The sequence below is a fragment of the uncultured Flavobacterium sp. genome, from assembly GCF_963974175.1.
Lineage (GTDB): Bacteria > Bacteroidota > Bacteroidia > Flavobacteriales > Flavobacteriaceae > Flavobacterium.
Map to the genome: position 1 here is coordinate 1 of NZ_CAXBBR010000019.1, position 16856 is coordinate 16856.

The following is a 16856-nucleotide window of genomic DNA, read 5'->3' on the forward strand; positions in this document are numbered from 1 at the left end:
GTTCCGCAGCCCGAGCCGTTCGCCTTTCAGGCTCAACTCGCGGACTGCTGCCACGCCGTTTTATCGTTGTTTTTGACGTTTTTAATTTAAGGGCGGGGTTAGGAGTGGTTAAAAAGAAGATAGAGAAAAGAGAAATGAGTTTAGCTGTGGTGAATGGAGAGAAGTTCTTTTTCTTTTTGTATACTCTTCAAATATTTGACGCTCGACTGCGGATGTTAAGGACATTTGGTTTGGTAAATAGTAGCAATTTGGATTACAATTAAAAAATAGATCTAAAACTCCAAAACTTTAATTAATATTGTTATTTTTCTGTGAAATTATTATCGAAATAAAATAGGTGTCAAAATACCCATAACATTTTATACCCAGTTGACAAATTATTTAAGATGTACCAATTTGGAATTGGGTATGTTGATTAATTTTGGCACAGCTTCATTAACTTATAAAAGAATGATTAATTTGAAAAATTCGAATTAAATCGTAAAATTAGTATACTATGAAAGGAATTATATTAGCAGGTGGTTCAGGAACTCGTTTGCACCCTCTTACTTTAGCTATGAGTAAGCAAATGATGCCGGTGTACGATAAACCCATGATTTATTATCCGTTGTCTACTTTGATGACCGCGGGGATAAATGAAATATTAATTATTTCAACGCCTCATGATTTGCCTAATTTCAAAAAATTATTAGGTGATGGATCGGCTATTGGTTGTCAATTTAGTTATGCGGAACAAGCTATTCCTAACGGTTTGGCCCAAGCTTTTGTAATTGGAGAAGAGTTTATAGGGAAAGATAGTGTTGCCTTGGTTCTCGGAGATAATATTTTCTTTGGTTCGAATATGGATGAATTATTGCAATCCAATACCAATCCTGAGGGAGGTGTTGTTTTTGCTTATCATGTTTCGGATCCAGAGCGATATGGTGTAGTTGACTTTGACAAAAATTTAAAAGCGCTCTCTATCGAAGAAAAGCCAGCTGTTCCAAAATCAAATTACGCTGTTCCAGGATTGTATTTTTACGATAATTCAGTTGTAGAAATTGCAAAGAACATCAAGCCAAGTCCGCGTGGTGAATATGAAATCACCGATGTCAATAAAGTTTATCTAGAAAAAGGAAAGTTGAAAGTGGGTATTTTAAGCAGGGGAACCGCTTGGCTAGATACAGGTACATTTAATAGTTTGATGCAAGCTGGACAGTTTGTTCAAGTTATAGAAGAGCGTCAAGGTTTGAAAGTGGGCTGTATTGAGGAAATTGCTTGGAGGCAAGGTTTTATTACAGAACAACAGTTAAAAGATTTGGCAGCACCTTTGAAAAAATCAGGTTATGGGGAATACCTGTTGGAATTATTGAAGCATAAGTTGTAAGTGTTCAGTGTTCAGTGATAAGTGTTCAGTGTTCAGAGTGATCAGTGTTCAGAGTGATCAGTAATTAGTGGGCAGTGATTAGAGTGATCAGTGTTCAGGATTCAGAGTTTTTAGATTGCCTATACCTATATTTTAAAATATGATATATATTACATTACTAGTTTTATTGGTAGGAATTGAACTCCTTTATTTCAAAATTGCCGATAGATACAATATTATTGATAAGCCTAATTCCAGATCTTCGCATAGTACCATCACTTTAAGAGGAGGCGGGATTATTTTTCCAATTGCTATATGTATCGCTTTTTTTCTTGGATCTGTTTCTTGGGAATTAACTTTGGCAGTTCTTATAGTTGCAGTGGTTAGTTTTATCGATGATATTAAGCCATTATCTCAATTACCTCGTTTTGCTTCTCATGTAATTGCAGTAGGATTGGTATTTTATGATTTAAATTTATTCGTCGAGTCTTTATGGTTGCTTCCCATAGTATTTGTATTGCTAATTGGCTGGGTGAATGCCTTTAATTTTATGGATGGAATTAATGGAATAACGGTGTTGTATGCCTTAACAGCAATTATTAGTTTTTCATTTTTACCTACACAGGTTTCCAGTTTGCCATTATTAATTACCATGGGTTTATCCTGTGTGGCTTTTGGGATATTCAATGTTAGAAAAAAAGCCAAAACATTTGCAGGAGATGTAGGCAGTATCAGTATGGCTCTTTTTCTGGGTTATTTCATGATAAAAACGATATTGGATACCAAGCAATTGGGGTATATTCTTTTTTTCTCGGTGTACGGAATTGATGCTGTTATTACCATTTTGAACCGAATTAAAAAAAGAGAAAATATTTTTCAACCCCATCGTTCTCATTTGTATCAATATTTAGCTAATGAGATGGGTTTTTCGCATGTTTTAATTTCGGTTATATATGCTGGAGTGCAATTGCTAATCAATGGTTTGATTATTTATATGGATAATCAAGGAATTTTGTCTGGGCTTTTCGTCCTTGAGTTATTACTGACATTGACTCTTGTTTATTTATTGTTGAGAGCTTTTATTGTTAGAAAGGTGAATAAAATACGCCTATAAAAACGAGTTTTATAAATACCTCCCTTGAATGGCAAAACGAGTTTTTGATATTGTTTTCGCGCTGTTTTTATTGACTTTATTATTTTGGCTAATTATTATTTCTGTTCTAATGGCCGCTATTGAAACCCATACCAGCGGATTATTTATTCAAGAGCGAATAGGTCAATTTGGAAATAAATTTAAAATTTATAAAGTCCGCACGATTCGAGAATCATTTTCGTCAGTAGCACTTCCTATTTCAAAAATAGGACAATTCCTTCGTAAATTTAGAATAGATGAATTGCCCCAATTATTTAATGTTTTAAAAGGGGACATGAGTATTGTTGGTCCTAGACCTGATGTTTCCGGTTATTATGATTTATTAAAGGGGGAAAATCGTAAACTCTTGGAATTGAAACCGGGATTGACCAGTATGGCCACTATAAAATATACCAATGAGGATGCCATTTTAAATAAACAAGCTGATCCTTTAGTTTATAATGACACTTTTATTTTTCCTGATAAAGTAAAGTTAAATCTAGACTATTATTATAACCATAGTATTTGTGGCGATTTTAGAATAATTTTAGAAACAATTAAGGTTACTTTATTTAAAAAGAATTAATACTGTTTTTGTAAGTATTTTATTGATCGTAAAATGATTAAAAACAAAATTTGGCTTTCTCCACCTCATATGGGTGGCAGCGAACAAAAGTATATTCAGGAAGCTTTCGATACCAATTGGATCGCTCCTGTGGGTGCAAATATTGATGTTTTCGAAGCTAATCTTGAAAATTACTTGGGCTCAGGACAGGTTGCCGCATTAAGCTCAGGTACTGCAGCCATTCATTTGGGATTAATTCTATTGGGAGTTCAAGCAGGGGATGAAGTAATTTGTCAAAGTATGACTTTTTCAGCTTCGGCAAATCCTATTTTATATCTGGGAGCCACTCCTGTTTTCATTGATAGCGAAATCGATACTTGGAATTTATGTCCTATTGCCCTTGAGGAAGCTATTATTGACCGAATAGCCAAAGGTGTAAGTCCAAAAGCAATAATTGCTGTTACGCTTTACGGTGTTCCCTATAAGGTTGAAGAAATAAGAACAATTGCTAGTAAGTATAATATCCCTATTCTTGAAGATAGTGCCGAAGCTTTGGGTAGTAGTTATAAAGGAAAACGGTGTGGTACTTTTGGAGACGTTAGTACTTTGTCCTTTAATGGAAGTAAAATTATTACCACTTCAGGAGGAGGCGCTATTGTAACGAAGACAAAAGAGTTGAAAGAGAAAGCTATTTTTCTGGCTACTCAAGCCAAAGAACCTGCATCTCATTATCAACATTGTGAAGTGGGATATAATTATAGGATGAGTAATGTTTTAGCGGGAATTGGTAGAGGCCAAATGGAAGTAATAGACCAGCATGTAAAATCTAGAAGGGAGATGCATGAATTTTATGTTGATTTATTCCAGAATATTCCAGGGGTTTCTGTTTTTTCAGTTCCCAATACTGATTATTTTGCTAATTATTGGTTGAGTACTATATTAGTTGATGATACCATTACCAATGGAATAACCAATGAAAAGATTAGGATAATTCTAGGAGAAGAAAATATTGAATCCCGACCTTTATGGAAGCCCATGCATTTGCAACCTATTTATTGTAGCTATCCCTATTATGGAAGTGCTATTGCCGAATCCCTTTTTAATAAAGGACTTTGCTTGCCTTCAGGGAGTTCTCTTTCTGAGGAGGACCGATTTAGGATTAAATCAGTACTAGTTAATTTGTTCAATCCCTAAATTGATTAGGAGCCAAACGGTCATTTTTTAATTTATTCCCTTTTGGTCATTTATATATACGCAATTATAATGAATTGTATTATTTTTTTTTCGATTCATTATGTCTTATTTTTGATGTATTATAAAGCATTAGTCTAAAAAAATATATTTTTATTTTGAATAATAATACAAAATCAGGATCGACTTCTTTTTCATCTCATTTTTTCTCTAGAGAAAATTTACGATTTAACATTCATAATTTAAGTTATTTGCCAAGGTGGATAATTGTAATGATGGATGTTGTTGTGCTTATGATTGCTTTTTTCTTTACCTATTTGATTTTTAGAGGTACTGGATTAGAGTATATCATCACACCTCATAGTGTTTTTTTTATAGGTGTTTTATTGGGAGTTAATGTTTTCTTTTTTTGGTTGTTCAGGACCTATTCGGGAATAATTAGGCATTCTTCTTTTATAGATGCTGTTAAATTGTTGTTTTCACAAATGGCTGTCCTCATCGTATTTCTTATTTTGAATTTTGCTTTTGAGATGTTAATTGGAAGAAAAGCTTTTTTAAATACGGCACTCTTCATCAATATGGTGCTTTCCTTTTGTGGGTTGTTTTTATATCGCGTAATTGTAAAGCAAACATTCGAACATTATTTTTCGGAAACTAGTGATGTTAAATTATCGAGAACCATTATTTACGGTACTGATGCTAATGCCATATCCGTTGCTAAAGCGTTAAAATTGGAAACGCCAGCCCGTTTTAAAATAGTAGGGTTTGTGGATAAGAATAATCAGAATTCGTCAAAGCGAATGTTAGATTTGCCTATATTAATTCAAAAGAAAAAATTACCCACTTTAATGCGTTCTATTGGAGCAGAAGGCGTTATTATTGCGGATAAAAGCTTGTCAAAAGAAGAACGATTACTTATAGTTGATCAATGTTTAGAATTTAATTTTAAAGTTTATAAGGTACCATTGATTGCTGATTGGGAAAATCAAAAAGAGATTTCTCAAAAAGTTAAAAATATTCAAATCGAAGATTTATTGGAAAGAAAACCGATTGTATTGGATAATAAATCCATATCGAAGCAATTGAAAGATAAAACCATCTTGATTACTGGCGCAGCGGGATCCATAGGAAGTGAAATTGTTAGACAAGTATTACTCTTTAATCCCAAAACTGTACTTGTATTGGATCAGGCAGAAACTCCTTTACATCATCTGTTTTTGGAGATGAATATTACCGAATTTAAATCCAAAATAATTACCATTGTTGCTGATGTGCGAAATAAAGAGTCCATGAATACTATTTTCAGGCAGTATGGACCTCAAGTCGTTTTTCATGCAGCTGCTTATAAGCATGTCCCTTTGATGGAAGAAAATCCATCTCAAGCCATTCTTACCAATATAGTTGGAACTAAAAATCTTGCCGACTTGGCTTGTGAATATCAAGTTAAAAAATTTGTAATGGTTTCTACTGATAAAGCAGTAAATCCAAGTAATGTGATGGGCGCCAGTAAAAGAATTGCCGAAAAATATGTACAATCACTCCAATTAAAAAACCAAAAAGAAAATAAAGTAAAAGCAACCAAATTCATCACCACTCGTTTTGGGAATGTTCTAGGTTCGAATGGGTCTGTAGTTCCTTTGTTTACTAAACAAATTGCCAATGGTGGACCAGTAACCATAACACATCCTGAGATTATTAGGTATTTTATGACTATTCCCGAAGCCTGTCAACTCGTGCTCGAAGCTGGAGCCATGGGTAATGGAGGAGAAATTTATATTTTTGATATGGGTAAACCAGTTAAAATTATTGATTTGGCCAAAAAGATGATCAAATTAGCAGGGTTTGTTCCTGACAAAGACATCATGATAAAAGTGGTTGGTTTACGACCTGGTGAAAAACTGTATGAGGAATTATTAAATGATACATCAAAAACAATTCCTACCTATCATAATAAAATTATGATTGCAGAAGAAATTCAAGATGAATACGAAAACTTGCATACCGATATTGAAGATCTAATTCAAATCGCTAATCTTTTTGAAAATGAGGCAATTGTTTCAAAAATGAAAGAAATTGTACCTGAGTTTAAGAGTATGAATTCTAGTTATGAGGTATTGGATGTCAATTAAAATACATACAATACTATTTAATCGATTTTAAAAAATTGGTTGTTGGCTATTATTTCATTTAATGGTGTGGTGTCTTTTATTTTTACTTTTAATTCAAAAGAGGCAATGTGATTGTCGTGATGCACATCGGAGCCCACATAGGAATACATTCCTTTTTGCAATAATTGATCACTAATTTTAGTAATTTTGGTTCCATAATAGCCTACTGTCGATAATAAATTCAATTGGAATAAACAGCCTGCTCTTTTCAATTTTAAGTACTCGTTAAAATTATTATGATAAAATAGATACCTTTCTGGGTGAGCTAGTACAGGTATGTATCCCGCCACCTGCAAGTCAAAAAGGATAGCATACAATTGGATGGGTGCATTGATGTATGACATTTCTACCAATACATAATTGTCTTTCAAAGTCAGTAGGTCATGGGATTGAAAGAGACGTACAAACTGATCATCCATTAAATACTCTGCCGCTGCTTTAAAAGGAAGTCGGATATTGTTTTTTTCAAGTTCAGCAACCGTACTCTTTTTATTGGTAATAATCTGTTCATGGGTATTGTCCCAAACATGCTGGATTATATGTGGTGTAGTAATGAACTCTGTAACGCCAAACCCTTGAAGTGCTTTAGTTAATCGTAAGCTATCCCCAAAATTTCGAGCGCCATCATCAATACCCGGCAAAAGATGAGAGTGGATATCGATATGGTTGTCCGGAATTAAGTCTTTAAGTACGGGTTTTGATTTGAAAAATGTAAGCATTCTGCAAATGTAGAAAAAATTAATCAGTGTTCAAGGGGGCAGTGTTCAGTATTCAGTGTTCAGTATTCAGTGTTCAGTATTCAGTGATCAGTATTCAGTGATCAGTATTCAGTATTCAGTGTTCAGTGATCAGTATTCAGTTAGCAGTACACTCTGTTCCTTGCGTAATGAGTTGTAGCCAAATTGTTATCAGGCTGTGGGATTATAGTGGGCTATTATTGTGGAAGTGTTGTTTTTTCGGTGCAGCATTTTGTGTTTTTTCCGCTCTACTTTTGAAAATCCGATGAATAGGAACGTTAGGTGTACATTATTTCCTTTTGGTTTATTAGTTGATATTATTATGTTTTGTTTTACGGATTCTTTATCCAGGACCCATTCCTCGCTGTAACAAGTGTCGTGTGTGTCGTTCTCAAAATCCCAATTGGCTGTAGCTATAGCCAGATGTACGTGTGTAGCCTCTTCAGGCCAGTCTATATGTTTCTTCGCCTTGAATTTAGACAGCGTAATTGTTTGATTGCCTAGATCAAATTGTTCTTTTATTTTTAGGACTTTCTGCAATGGTCTCAGACTGTTGCTTTCAAAAAGCAATAAAAAATCCTTCCCATTCGTTGTTTTTAATCCTTCCGCCAGTGTTCTTTTTCCCTGTGGCTGGGTTGTGTCTTCTTGTAAAATTTCGAACAGTAGTTTGTTTGCCCTACCAGCAAAGCTTCCCTCTTTTGCCCGTTCATTGAAACGGGATGCTAATTGACGAAATACAACCGATTTTTTTGCACAGCCTCCAAACTCTTGTCCCTGATTTCGTATCCTATCAAAAATGGGGTTGTTTTTAAATTCTTTGGCTGTGATGCCCGTTTTTCCTTTCGCCCTTGCATAGTTATTTCCGTCTGCAGTTACTACAAAGTTAATGTCGTCTATGGTTCCTTTGATTAAGAAGGGTGCTAGTATTTTTGCCATATTTTTCGTTTTTCGATGGTCGTTATTCGTTTTTCGTTATCCGTTTTTCGTTGACCGATGTTCGTTTAGCATTGCTCGATGACCGTTATTCGTTATTCGATGCGCGTTTATTATTATTTGAACTGCTTATTGAACAGGTATTGTGTGTTTAGAAAAGTACATCAGCCGTTTTTTATGACTTCAATTGTTATCCAATTATACAACGCAAAACATGTTCCAATTGAAGCCCTGAATAGTCACAAAACTCTTGAATGGAGAGTAGTTGATGTGGCTCTTTTTTCAAGGTGGTTTTTATCTTGTGCAGATATAACCGTGCTTGTCTGTATGTTTTACCAGTAATACGTTGTACATCTTTTGGATAAATACATACCCTGATGTTACTTGCAATCACATTTTTTTATTTTAATCCCTAATTAAAGTCCATTGACTTCTTTTAATTTGAAAACTTATGTAAAGTTATGAAAATTAATCACTTATGGATTGATTAAAAAGGGTAATTGTAGGCCTTTTAGTACCATTATTGACATCTGCTTTTTGAAATATGATTTAATTAATTGAAACTTTACTGAAATCATTCCCGATTTAGTTGCAACGAATATTCAGGATGAACAAGTAGTAAATTTTTTTTAACTTAAATTTTAAAGATTATGGCAAGACAAAAAGGAATAATTAAATTAAAAGGTACTATTGGCGATATTACTTTTTACAAAACCAAAGACGGTCATATGGCCCGTGAAAAAGGAGGGGTTGATGCAAGTAGAATTGCTAATGATCCCGCTTTTCAGCGCACACGTGAAAATGGTGCTGAATTTGGACGAGCTGGTAAGGCAGGTAAAACTTTGCGAACGGCATTACGGACTTTACTATTGAATGCTGCCGACAGCCGAATGGTGAGCCGACTTACTCAATCTATGATCAAAGTGATCCAAGCCGACTTGGTCAATGAACGTGGCTTGCGCAATGTTATTGACGGTGAAGCAGAATTGCTTGTGGGATTTGAATTTAATGTAGGCGGAAAATTAGGGACAAGTTTATTTGCTCCGTTTTTAGGGTTAATTGATCGAGTTACAGGGGAAATAACTGTTAATTTAGCTTCTTTTATACCTGCCAATATGATTGCTGCTCCTGGAGGCACTACCCATTTCAAAATTATTTCAGCAGGAGCTGAAATCAATTTTGAGGCTGATACATTTGTTACTTCCAATTCAGAAACAGCTATTCTACCATGGGATATGACCCCAACTGCTGTCATCAATCATTTGAATTCAGTAACACCAAATAGTGTGAGTCCCTTATTTTTGGCTCTTGGAGTGGAATATTACCAAGAGGTTAATGGGAGGATGTATCCTTTGAAAAATGGGGCTTATAATCCATTGGCATTGGTTCAAGTAAGTGGATTGTAAGATGGTTTTGGTATTGTCCAGAACTTATTTTCCAGAGGGAACTAATGGAAAACTAGTTTGTGATGGCCAATTTATTTGTTTTACAATTGAATTGCCATGGCGAGCAAATGAGAAATGCGTTTCCTGCATTCCAGAAGGGTATTATTTATTGCGAAAGCGATACAATCGGAAATTTCAATGGCATATTGAAGTGGTTGCTGTAAAAAACAGAAGTTCTATTTTGTTGCATCCTGCTAATCATGCTATTCGTGAATTGAAAGGCTGTATTGCTCCAGTAACGCATCTTTCGGGGGCTGGTTCAGGTTTGGAATCCCGATTGGCTTTTACTAAAGTTAAAAATGTAGTATATCAAGCTTTGGATCAGTCCGCAATCGTTTCGTTAATTGTTCAATCTTAAATTTATATTATGAATATAGTAAATAGAGCAAAAGCTCCAACGCCAAAATTTTTTAAAGACCTTCGTACTATAGGATTGGTTTTGGCTGCTTTAGGGAGCGTTATCATTAGCGCGCCAGTTGGCTTACCTGTCGTGATTGGTTCGATTGGAGGGTATCTGGCTGTTGCTGGAGGAGTGCTGTCAGCAGTAAGTCAGCTTACTACCTTTTATGGAGATGTTCCTTATCCCGTAGGAGATGATAACGAGTAATCGTACTCTGATGGGTACGGCAGGAGGCACCTTCTTGAGTGTTGTTCCGAATTTGCATTCGGAGGATGTTTTGAAAACTGTTTTATTGGCTGCTGTTGGAGCGATAGTCAGTTTTGGAATATCGATGGTACTTAAATTTATAATAAAGAAGTACCAGAAATAGTTTTAATTTGGTTTTTATAACTGAAAATTAAAACGAAGTGAAGGCCCAAACCGAAAGGAATGGGCTTTTTTTGTTTATCGAGAATCGAAAATCGAAAATCGAAAATCGTTGCTCGTTACTCGTTACTCGTCACTCGATTTTTATTATTATGAAAGAATTGCGGGTGTACTACTGTTAATTTTTTTTCTTGTTTAAAAAGATAAAGGAGGAGGAGTAAAAAATGTTTTATTGAGTAATTTGTCATCTCGACGTAGGAGAGATCACAGAAGTAGGAACAGATGGAGTGATTTTTACTTTGAAGGGAATTTTTTCTTTTTTTCTTGATTAAAAAAGAAACAAAAAAATCAAGCCTGAAAATTAAAAACTTAAAAACTACCTCTAAAACTATGTTCCGCAGCCCGAGCCGTTCGCCTTTCAGGCTCAACTCGCGGACTGCTGCCACGTCGTTTTTTCGTTGTTTTTTGACGTTTTTAATTTAAGGGCGTTGTGAGGAGTTTGTAATAACATGTTTGTTGTGTTCATGAATCTTTTCTTTTGTCTTGATTTCTCACGAGTTAATAATTTATTGTAGTTCGTGAATCTGCGATTTCAAAAGAAACAAACGATCAAGCCAAAAAATTAAAAACTACCTCTAAAACTATGTTCCGCAGCCCGAGCCGTTCGCCTTCCAGGCTCAACTCGCGGACTGTTGCCACTTTACTTCATCGTTGTTTTCTTATGCTTTTTCTTTAAGGGCGGTGTGAGGAGGTTGTAATTGAACGTTTATTGGTTGCATGCAGTTTTTTTATTTTTAAGTAAATCTTTTCTTTTGAAACTCTAGAAATATTTACTTCAGGACTGTCAATGCAAACAAAATATAGATAAACACTATAGCCAAGGTCAACTACAGATTTTATCTCATTAATTTTAGATTCATGACTCATTACTGTTTCGAAACTGAAAGATTTATTTTGCTTTATTAGTAAATCTCTTATAAATGATGCGGTAAAAGAACCCTCATAGCTATGAGTTGATTTAGAGCGGTCAACAATAAAATTCTCTTTAATAAGAACATCTATTGCGCGCCCATCATGAGCTGCTTTTTGAATAAGAGACTGTGAAGAAGGTAACAATTTAAAAGCATCTAAATCAGCTTGGGTTGCCGAAAGGCCTATCTCTTTTAAGTCGATTAAGCCTGATTCTGAAAGTTTTTGTTCCAGTTCATCAGCATTAATAAAAAAGCCCGTATTGTAGTTCTTGGAAAATTCTTTAAATAAAGTACTCTTCCCTGAACCGTTAGGCCCAGCAAAAATCCTTATTTTTTTACTACTTGGCATGGAGTACCATTCCTTTAGATAACACAAATGGAGCTTCCGTTCCTTTTTTTACCTTTTCTACTGCCTTTTTAGAACCATCAGGCAGTTCTTCATATATTACGCCTTTTTCAATAAAAGCCACTGTCAAACCCAGTGCCCTAGAGGCACGTAATGCATTTGTAGCACTTACCTTGCCTGCTTTTACAAGCGATTTTGTTTGTAAAACATCTTTTCTGAAAGCTTTCTTTACACTCATGATAATAAATTTATTGAATTACAAATATAGTAAAATCATAATTCATTGTATGGCAATTTTACTTTTCATTAACTTCTAAATAATTCCAATTTAGCTACAAATTCAAAGCTTCATAAGATTAGTTGAAGATTATACTTTGTATTCATTTTTAGAAAAAAGTTACTTTCATTACTTCGTACGTTCGCTGTAGTTTTGGGAGTCACAGGAAAGGATTCATGCGTGAGTGGGGAAATTCGGGAATTGCATACTTTTTTTTGATAACCGTACCTTAAAAAGGCTTTGTATTTACCGCAAAAACACGTTGATTAATAGAGTAATCACCGCATATTTTTTATTTGCGGTATTTCGAAAAGATACTGGTTTGAGGTCAGGAGACCGCGAAGAGTAGGGGAAATATTACTGCCAACAGTATCGGACGACAAACAATATTTATTTTCCAATAATTCGTTTTCTATGCTCAGTTCCCCAGGTAGCAAGTTCAAAAATCAATTTATCTAAAGAATGACCATATTCTGTTATAGAATATTCCACTACAACAGGAATAGTATCATATACAGTACGTTTTATCAACTGATTTAATTCCAATTCCCTTAATTCTTTTGACAACATCTTTTCTGTAATTTTTGGTATTTCTTTTGCCATTTGTCCAAACCGTTTATTTCCGAATGTTAATGAAATCAAAATGGGAATCTTCCATTTTCCACTCAGTACATACAACGCATCTGATACAGGTTGTAATAAACCTATACAAGAGCCATGTGTTTTTATTACTTCTTTTTCCATTTTCTATTTAATTATTTAAGTCACTATACCAAAGTATAGTCCTATACTTTAGTATAGTTCTAACTTTTGTATAGTAAATATAGTGACATTTGCTGAATAAACAAAATAAATAAAAATGAAAAAAACCATCGGAATTATTGGAGCAGGAAATATTGGAAAAACGGTTGCAGTACACCTATTAAAAAGCAACTACTCTGTAATGATCAGCAACAGTAAAGGTCCAGAATCTTTAAAAGAAACGGTTGCGTTACTAGGAACTGAAGTAAAAGCTGTAACAATAGCTGAGGCAACTGAAGCTGAAATTATTTTTTTAGCATTACCATGGTCCCAAGTTAAAACACTTACACAAATTACAGATTGGAACAACAAGATTGTAATTGATGCAACCAACCACTTTATAACACCTGATTTTCAGGTTGAGGATTTAGGTGACCGTGCATCTAGTGAAATTGTCCAGAATTACCTTCCTGGTGCTCGAATTGTAAAATCTTTTAACACCCTTTATTTTAAAATACTTGAAGCTGACCCAAAGGTAGCAAATGGCCATCGAGTCCTTTTTATATCCGGTGATGATAAAGAGGCTAAAATTCAGGTAAGTGAGATGATTAAGGCAATAGGATTTGCACCAGTAGATCTAGGTTCTTTATCGGTTGGCAGTAAATTTCAACAAGCAAAAGGGGCTTTATCTACTCTAAACTTTATAAAACTTTAATTTAAATATATCAAAATGAAAACAAACAAGATTATCTATTGGACTAGTACAGGTATAATTGGTGCTATGATGCTTTTTAGTGCTTATAGCTATTTAACAAATGAAGAGATGAAAGGTGCTTTTGTGCATCTCGGATTTCCAAATTATTTCAGAATTGAATTGGCGATAGCTAAAATTATTGGAGCAATCCTATTGCTGATTCCCACTATTTCAAAAAACATTAAAGGTTTGGCTTATTTGGGTTTTACCATAACATTTGTTTCTGCATTTATTGCTCACATATCAAGTGGCGACCCAATGTCAACAGCAATTATGCCTTTGATTTTTTTAGGCATCCTTTTAGTATCCTATATCTATAGCAATAAAATAAATGAATAAAAATGAAAAAAATATTAAATATTACATCTAGTGCTACGGGAGAGAATTCTTTTAGCGGCAAATTATCAACCGCTATTGTCGAAAAATTGCAAACTAAATATCCTAACAGTAGTTTACAAACAGTTAATTTAGGAAAAAATCCTTAGCCACATTTGGATGAAGTTCATTTAGCAGCATTTTTTACACCCGAAAATTTGCAAACAGATGATGATAAAGAAGTAATCAAAATTTCCAGTGATGCAATCAAAGAAACGATGGAAGCCGATATAATTGTGATCAGCGTGCCTTTGTACAACTTTGGGATACCATCGACACTAAAATCCTGGATAGACCATATAGCAAGAGCAGGTTTTACTTTTACTTATACAGAAAATGGACCAGAAGGATTAATAAAAAATAAAAAGGTGTATTTAGCAATTGCTTCTGGCGGTATCTACTCTGAAGGACCAATGAAGCCGTTTGATTTTACGGAAGTTTATTTGAGAGCCGTTTTGGGCTTTTTGGGTATGACGGATATTACTGTTTTCAGAGTTGAGGGAACCGTAATCCCTGAAATAAAAGATATGGCTGTAACCAAAGCATTAAAAACTGTAAACGAATTTTCATTTTAAATATAAAAAACGTCCTGAAATAAGATAGCACCAAACACAACTTATTTTAGGACGTTATTATTAAAAATGACTTTGTCATTACATCCTTTCTTCAAGGTAATATGACATCTCGGTTTTTCTGCATCTAAGAATAAGATTACCATTGGAAATTAAAATTTTTAAAGTAGGAATACTAAAGGTGATCCTGGCGCATCAGTGGATCACAAATCTACTTATTAATGTTTTTAGTCGTAACATATGGTAAGTCCGTTCAATTTTTAGAATGGTGGCCGCTTACGTTTGGGCTAGTAGCCGATGGTCGGGTTTGTGGCATAAAATAGTTTTATACAGGACGTACCAAACCTACAAAACCATTTCTACTATCCTTTACGGTTTTCTACATTATCAGTAAAAATATCATATAAAAAAAGATATCTCCCAACTAAAAAAGATACCTCTCAACATCTTTCATTTTTTTTGTTTTTCCAGCTATCGTTTTTAAACCAGTTCTTTTTATGCTCGTAGATTTTACCTCGGATGTAAGCACCGGTAATTATAACTGGTATTGCTATTAGAATTTCATACCACAGCATTGTCATTGTTGATTTGATTAGACTTCAAACCTATAATTTTAATGCCTTAGTAACTAATAGTGTAGTGTGTGATTCGCGAATTGAATACTTAAATTTGAGTGATAAAAGATCTTTACTTTAAAATTTTATATAAGAACACTCCTGTACTTTTAAGGAGTTGTACGTTTCTTATTGACGGTCACGGAATGCGATCCCGCGTTATCTGATTATAATTTAGGCACTCGTTGTCAACGAGCGAGTACCAGTTGTGGACTTATTTTATTAGTTTTATTGAAGAATTTGTTATGAATTCAAATACTTGATTTACAGTTTCTTTGCTTAAAATTTCGTCAACTACCAAATCAAATAATTTTCCTTTCAAAAGTTGTTTCCAAGATTTTTTCGAAATTTTTGATTGCAACTCTCTCAATTCTTCAATTTCTTCAAAAATTATTTCCTGTCCATAGCCTAATTTAATTAAATACTCTGTTATTTGATCTAATTTTCTATCTAAGTCTGTATTCTTTTTCTTTGTATTCTTTTCTATGAGTTTTGATTTGTTTTTTCTTTCAATATAGTTAGCGCCTTTTATAGATATTTTTGAATTATCAGATTTACCATATTCTTCTTGTAATATAAGATATCCTCTTTTGAATAAATTTTCAGCTATTTCTCTAGGTTCTCCGTCTCTAAACTCAATATCATTTAATTTAAAAACAAGGCTAATGGAGTAAAAATTATCATTAAACAATTTGTTGAGTTTATTTAATAAAAAGTCTGATTTTTCAGTTATGCTATTTAGAATTAGATATTCTTTGTGATTGTCGAAATACTCAATGATCGATAGATAATCAATTAATATTGTGAGTTTATTATAAAGGTCAATTCGTTCATATTCTAAGTTTTCCGTCTTTGCATTTGATTTAAATCTGTTGAAAATTGAATAATTATTTTCATCAAAAATATCTAAAAAAACAACAGAACTAGGATAGATGTATTCATCTAAAAATAAATCTATTTCTTTTTTTATTTCAATTAGACTTTTGTTTTCATTTTCAATAAGTTCCAAAAATGTATTTAGTTTATTGAAAAATTCAACATATGTGGTGTTTTTTAGATTGTATTTCAATTTGGTAAAAAATTGGATTTAGAATTACAGCTAAAGTCAGTTTGTGAAAAACATCCGTTTTAGTTGCATCAAATATAACAAAAAAGTTGTGCCAAAACTGGAATTTTCGCATTTTTGGAATGCAATATATCTCAGGAATTTTCTGCTACCTATGTGTATTTCTAGTCTGGAAGATGCTATAGTTCGAAGTCAGAGACTTCAAAGAACGGTACTCCAAAATAGCTAACTCGAACAAAAAACATCTAACATCTCAGTGCCTGTTTCATTTTTTTCTGTTTTTACAACTATCGTTTTTGAATAAAGAACCACACGAAAGGATTCGTGCCAGCGTGGGGGTAAGGAGGTTGTCAGAGAACGTATACTTTTCTTATTGGTGTTTTTTATTAATGATTTTTTTTGGTTTACTCTTTTTTGAACTGGTTTTGGTCTTCTGAAAAATTAAATAGAATTACCATGCTGCCTTTGAATGGGTTGAATGAGGGTTCGTATTTAATATATCCTTTTTCGTTTAGCTCTTTCATGCATTTGTGATAGGTTGCTTTTGAGTAAATCTTACTTATTAGCATCACTTCCTCTCTGGATATGCTTATAGGATTTTGAAAATGGTTTACATTCCAGTATTGGAATAATGCAATATAAAGGCTTATATGTGTAGGATTTAGGTGGTGGTCTTGTATGGTACGATCAAAAAAACCAGTGAGGTGTTTTATGTAATTCATTGGATGGTGTTCAGTTTTTTAATATTTGGTTTTTAATGGTCAATTTTCAGTGATCAGTGATCAGTTTTTAGTGATCAGTATTCAGTATTCCTTTTTCAGTCTTCAGTATTCTGAGTTCTGTGTTACATGTTCAGGT

The 16856-nt window shown here is 33.8% G+C and carries 22 protein-coding genes; 15 read left to right on the top strand and 7 right to left on the bottom strand.

Features of this window, described 5'->3' with window-relative positions; genetic code table 11:
• The 7 genes from AAC069_RS17255 to AAC069_RS17285 all read left to right on the top strand — a co-directional run.
• The coding region (locus AAC069_RS17255; protein WP_339921677.1) for a hypothetical protein at nucleotides 1-263 on the top strand (263 nt) is incomplete at its 5' end.
• Between the two features lie 88 nt (nucleotides 264-351).
• Entirely contained in the window at nucleotides 352-477 is a 126-nt protein-coding gene (locus AAC069_RS17260; RefSeq protein WP_339921715.1) for a GxxExxY protein, read from the top strand.
• A gap of 19 nt (nucleotides 478-496) precedes the next feature.
• Nucleotides 497-1366 (top strand): glucose-1-phosphate thymidylyltransferase RfbA, encoded by an 870-nt coding sequence (rfbA, locus tag AAC069_RS17265; protein ID WP_339921678.1) that lies wholly within the window; start codon nucleotides 497-499, stop codon nucleotides 1364-1366.
• Nucleotides 1367-1505: 139 nt separating this feature from the next.
• A complete protein-coding gene (locus tag AAC069_RS17270) occupies nucleotides 1506-2459 on the top strand; it encodes a glycosyltransferase family 4 protein (protein ID WP_339921679.1) in 954 nt (317 codons plus the stop codon).
• 28 nt (nucleotides 2460-2487) lie between these two features.
• Entirely contained in the window at nucleotides 2488-3063 is a 576-nt protein-coding gene (locus tag AAC069_RS17275; RefSeq protein ID WP_339921680.1) for a sugar transferase, read from the top strand.
• A 33-nt stretch (nucleotides 3064-3096) separates the two neighbouring features.
• Complete coding sequence (locus tag AAC069_RS17280) at nucleotides 3097-4236, top strand: DegT/DnrJ/EryC1/StrS family aminotransferase (RefSeq protein ID WP_339921681.1); 1140 nt, start codon at nucleotides 3097-3099, stop codon at nucleotides 4234-4236.
• A gap of 272 nt (nucleotides 4237-4508) precedes the next feature.
• Nucleotides 4509-6362 carry a nucleoside-diphosphate sugar epimerase/dehydratase gene (locus tag AAC069_RS17285; protein WP_339921716.1) on the top strand — a complete coding sequence of 618 codons (1854 nt, stop codon included), beginning with the start codon at nucleotides 4509-4511 and terminating at the stop codon, nucleotides 6360-6362.
• A 17-nt stretch (nucleotides 6363-6379) separates the two neighbouring features.
• Here AAC069_RS17285 and AAC069_RS17290 read toward each other — a convergent pair whose 3' ends face one another.
• Nucleotides 6380-7120 (bottom strand): CpsB/CapC family capsule biosynthesis tyrosine phosphatase, encoded by a 741-nt coding sequence (locus AAC069_RS17290; RefSeq protein WP_339921682.1) that lies wholly within the window; start codon nucleotides 7118-7120, stop codon nucleotides 6380-6382.
• A 189-nt stretch (nucleotides 7121-7309) separates the two neighbouring features.
• Entirely contained in the window at nucleotides 7310-8074 is a 765-nt protein-coding gene (locus AAC069_RS17295) for a hypothetical protein (protein ID WP_339921683.1), read from the bottom strand.
• 647 nt (nucleotides 8075-8721) lie between these two features.
• Between AAC069_RS17295 and AAC069_RS17300 the strand changes: the two genes are divergently transcribed.
• The 4 genes from AAC069_RS17300 to AAC069_RS17315 are packed head-to-tail and all read left to right on the top strand — an operon-like array spanning nucleotide 8722 to nucleotide 10286.
• Complete coding sequence (locus AAC069_RS17300) at nucleotides 8722-9477, top strand: hypothetical protein (protein ID WP_339921684.1); 756 nt, start codon at nucleotides 8722-8724, stop codon at nucleotides 9475-9477.
• A gap of 1 nt (nucleotide 9478) precedes the next feature.
• Nucleotides 9479-9874 carry a DUF5675 family protein gene (locus AAC069_RS17305; RefSeq protein ID WP_339921685.1) on the top strand — a complete coding sequence of 132 codons (396 nt, stop codon included), beginning with the start codon at nucleotides 9479-9481 and terminating at the stop codon, nucleotides 9872-9874.
• 9 nt (nucleotides 9875-9883) lie between these two features.
• Entirely contained in the window at nucleotides 9884-10123 is a 240-nt protein-coding gene (locus tag AAC069_RS17310) for a hypothetical protein (RefSeq protein WP_339921686.1), read from the top strand.
• On the top strand, nucleotides 10110-10286 hold the full coding sequence (locus AAC069_RS17315; RefSeq protein WP_339921687.1) for a hypothetical protein: 177 nt from the start codon (nucleotides 10110-10112) through the stop codon (nucleotides 10284-10286). Before AAC069_RS17310 ends, AAC069_RS17315 begins: the two co-directional genes overlap by 14 nt.
• 728 nt (nucleotides 10287-11014) lie before the next feature.
• Here the strand turns inward: AAC069_RS17315 and AAC069_RS17320 are convergent.
• The 3 genes from AAC069_RS17320 to AAC069_RS17330 form a co-directional block, all read right to left on the bottom strand.
• On the bottom strand, nucleotides 11015-11602 hold the full coding sequence (locus tag AAC069_RS17320) for a hypothetical protein (RefSeq protein ID WP_339921688.1): 588 nt from the start codon (nucleotides 11600-11602) through the stop codon (nucleotides 11015-11017).
• Nucleotides 11592-11837 (bottom strand): hypothetical protein, encoded by a 246-nt coding sequence (locus AAC069_RS17325; protein WP_339921689.1) that lies wholly within the window; start codon nucleotides 11835-11837, stop codon nucleotides 11592-11594. Before AAC069_RS17325 ends, AAC069_RS17320 begins: the two co-directional genes overlap by 11 nt.
• Nucleotides 11838-12266: 429 nt before the next feature.
• Entirely contained in the window at nucleotides 12267-12620 is a 354-nt protein-coding gene (locus AAC069_RS17330; protein ID WP_339921690.1) for a helix-turn-helix domain-containing protein, read from the bottom strand.
• Between the two features lie 115 nt (nucleotides 12621-12735).
• Between AAC069_RS17330 and AAC069_RS17335 the strand changes: the two genes are divergently transcribed.
• The 4 genes from AAC069_RS17335 to AAC069_RS17350 are packed head-to-tail and all read left to right on the top strand — an operon-like array spanning nucleotide 12736 to nucleotide 14321.
• Complete coding sequence (locus AAC069_RS17335) at nucleotides 12736-13332, top strand: NAD(P)-binding domain-containing protein (protein WP_339921691.1); 597 nt, start codon at nucleotides 12736-12738, stop codon at nucleotides 13330-13332.
• Between the two features lie 15 nt (nucleotides 13333-13347).
• On the top strand, nucleotides 13348-13710 hold the full coding sequence (locus AAC069_RS17340; RefSeq protein ID WP_339921692.1) for a DoxX family protein: 363 nt from the start codon (nucleotides 13348-13350) through the stop codon (nucleotides 13708-13710).
• Nucleotides 13711-13712: 2 nt separating this feature from the next.
• The gene (locus AAC069_RS17345; protein WP_339921693.1) at nucleotides 13713-13856 is read left to right on the top strand and encodes a hypothetical protein; all 144 of its coding nucleotides are present in this window, start codon (nucleotides 13713-13715) and stop codon (nucleotides 13854-13856) included.
• A 6-nt stretch (nucleotides 13857-13862) separates the two neighbouring features.
• Nucleotides 13863-14321: an NAD(P)H-dependent oxidoreductase gene (locus AAC069_RS17350; RefSeq protein WP_339921694.1), complete on the top strand. Its 459-nt coding sequence runs from the start codon at nucleotides 13863-13865 to the stop codon at nucleotides 14319-14321.
• A gap of 825 nt (nucleotides 14322-15146) precedes the next feature.
• Here the strand turns inward: AAC069_RS17350 and AAC069_RS17355 are convergent.
• Entirely contained in the window at nucleotides 15147-16001 is an 855-nt protein-coding gene (locus tag AAC069_RS17355; RefSeq protein ID WP_339921695.1) for a hypothetical protein, read from the bottom strand.
• A 401-nt stretch (nucleotides 16002-16402) separates the two neighbouring features.
• Nucleotides 16403-16720, bottom strand: a complete 318-nt coding sequence (locus AAC069_RS17360) for a hypothetical protein (RefSeq protein WP_339921696.1) — start codon at nucleotides 16718-16720, stop codon at nucleotides 16403-16405.
• Between the last annotated feature and the right edge of the window lie 136 nt (nucleotides 16721-16856).

What these genes read in the sequence shown, in the direction of transcription:
- rfbA (WP_339921678.1), top strand. Translation starts at nt 497, where the DNA reads ATGAAAGGAATTATATTAGCAGGTGGTTCAGGAACTCGTTTGCACCCT.
- AAC069_RS17270 (WP_339921679.1), top strand. Translation starts at nt 1,506, where the DNA reads ATGATATATATTACATTACTAGTTTTATTGGTAGGAATTGAACTCCTT.
- AAC069_RS17275 (WP_339921680.1), top strand. Translation starts at nt 2,488, where the DNA reads ATGGCAAAACGAGTTTTTGATATTGTTTTCGCGCTGTTTTTATTGACT.
- AAC069_RS17280 (WP_339921681.1), top strand. Translation starts at nt 3,097, where the DNA reads ATGATTAAAAACAAAATTTGGCTTTCTCCACCTCATATGGGTGGCAGC.
- AAC069_RS17285 (WP_339921716.1), top strand. Translation starts at nt 4,509, where the DNA reads ATGGATGTTGTTGTGCTTATGATTGCTTTTTTCTTTACCTATTTGATT.
- AAC069_RS17290 (WP_339921682.1), bottom strand. Translation starts at nt 7,120, where the DNA reads ATGCTTACATTTTTCAAATCAAAACCCGTACTTAAAGACTTAATTCCG.
- AAC069_RS17295 (WP_339921683.1), bottom strand. Translation starts at nt 8,074, where the DNA reads ATGGCAAAAATACTAGCACCCTTCTTAATCAAAGGAACCATAGACGAC.
- AAC069_RS17300 (WP_339921684.1), top strand. Translation starts at nt 8,722, where the DNA reads ATGGCAAGACAAAAAGGAATAATTAAATTAAAAGGTACTATTGGCGAT.
- AAC069_RS17305 (WP_339921685.1), top strand. Translation starts at nt 9,479, where the DNA reads ATGGTTTTGGTATTGTCCAGAACTTATTTTCCAGAGGGAACTAATGGA.
- AAC069_RS17310 (WP_339921686.1), top strand. Translation starts at nt 9,884, where the DNA reads ATGAATATAGTAAATAGAGCAAAAGCTCCAACGCCAAAATTTTTTAAA.
- AAC069_RS17315 (WP_339921687.1), top strand. Translation starts at nt 10,110, where the DNA reads ATGATAACGAGTAATCGTACTCTGATGGGTACGGCAGGAGGCACCTTC.
- AAC069_RS17320 (WP_339921688.1), bottom strand. Translation starts at nt 11,602, where the DNA reads ATGCCAAGTAGTAAAAAAATAAGGATTTTTGCTGGGCCTAACGGTTCA.
- AAC069_RS17325 (WP_339921689.1), bottom strand. Translation starts at nt 11,837, where the DNA reads ATGAGTGTAAAGAAAGCTTTCAGAAAAGATGTTTTACAAACAAAATCG.
- AAC069_RS17330 (WP_339921690.1), bottom strand. Translation starts at nt 12,620, where the DNA reads ATGGAAAAAGAAGTAATAAAAACACATGGCTCTTGTATAGGTTTATTA.
- AAC069_RS17335 (WP_339921691.1), top strand. Translation starts at nt 12,736, where the DNA reads ATGAAAAAAACCATCGGAATTATTGGAGCAGGAAATATTGGAAAAACG.
- AAC069_RS17340 (WP_339921692.1), top strand. Translation starts at nt 13,348, where the DNA reads ATGAAAACAAACAAGATTATCTATTGGACTAGTACAGGTATAATTGGT.
- AAC069_RS17345 (WP_339921693.1), top strand. Translation starts at nt 13,713, where the DNA reads ATGAAAAAAATATTAAATATTACATCTAGTGCTACGGGAGAGAATTCT.
- AAC069_RS17360 (WP_339921696.1), bottom strand. Translation starts at nt 16,720, where the DNA reads ATGAATTACATAAAACACCTCACTGGTTTTTTTGATCGTACCATACAA.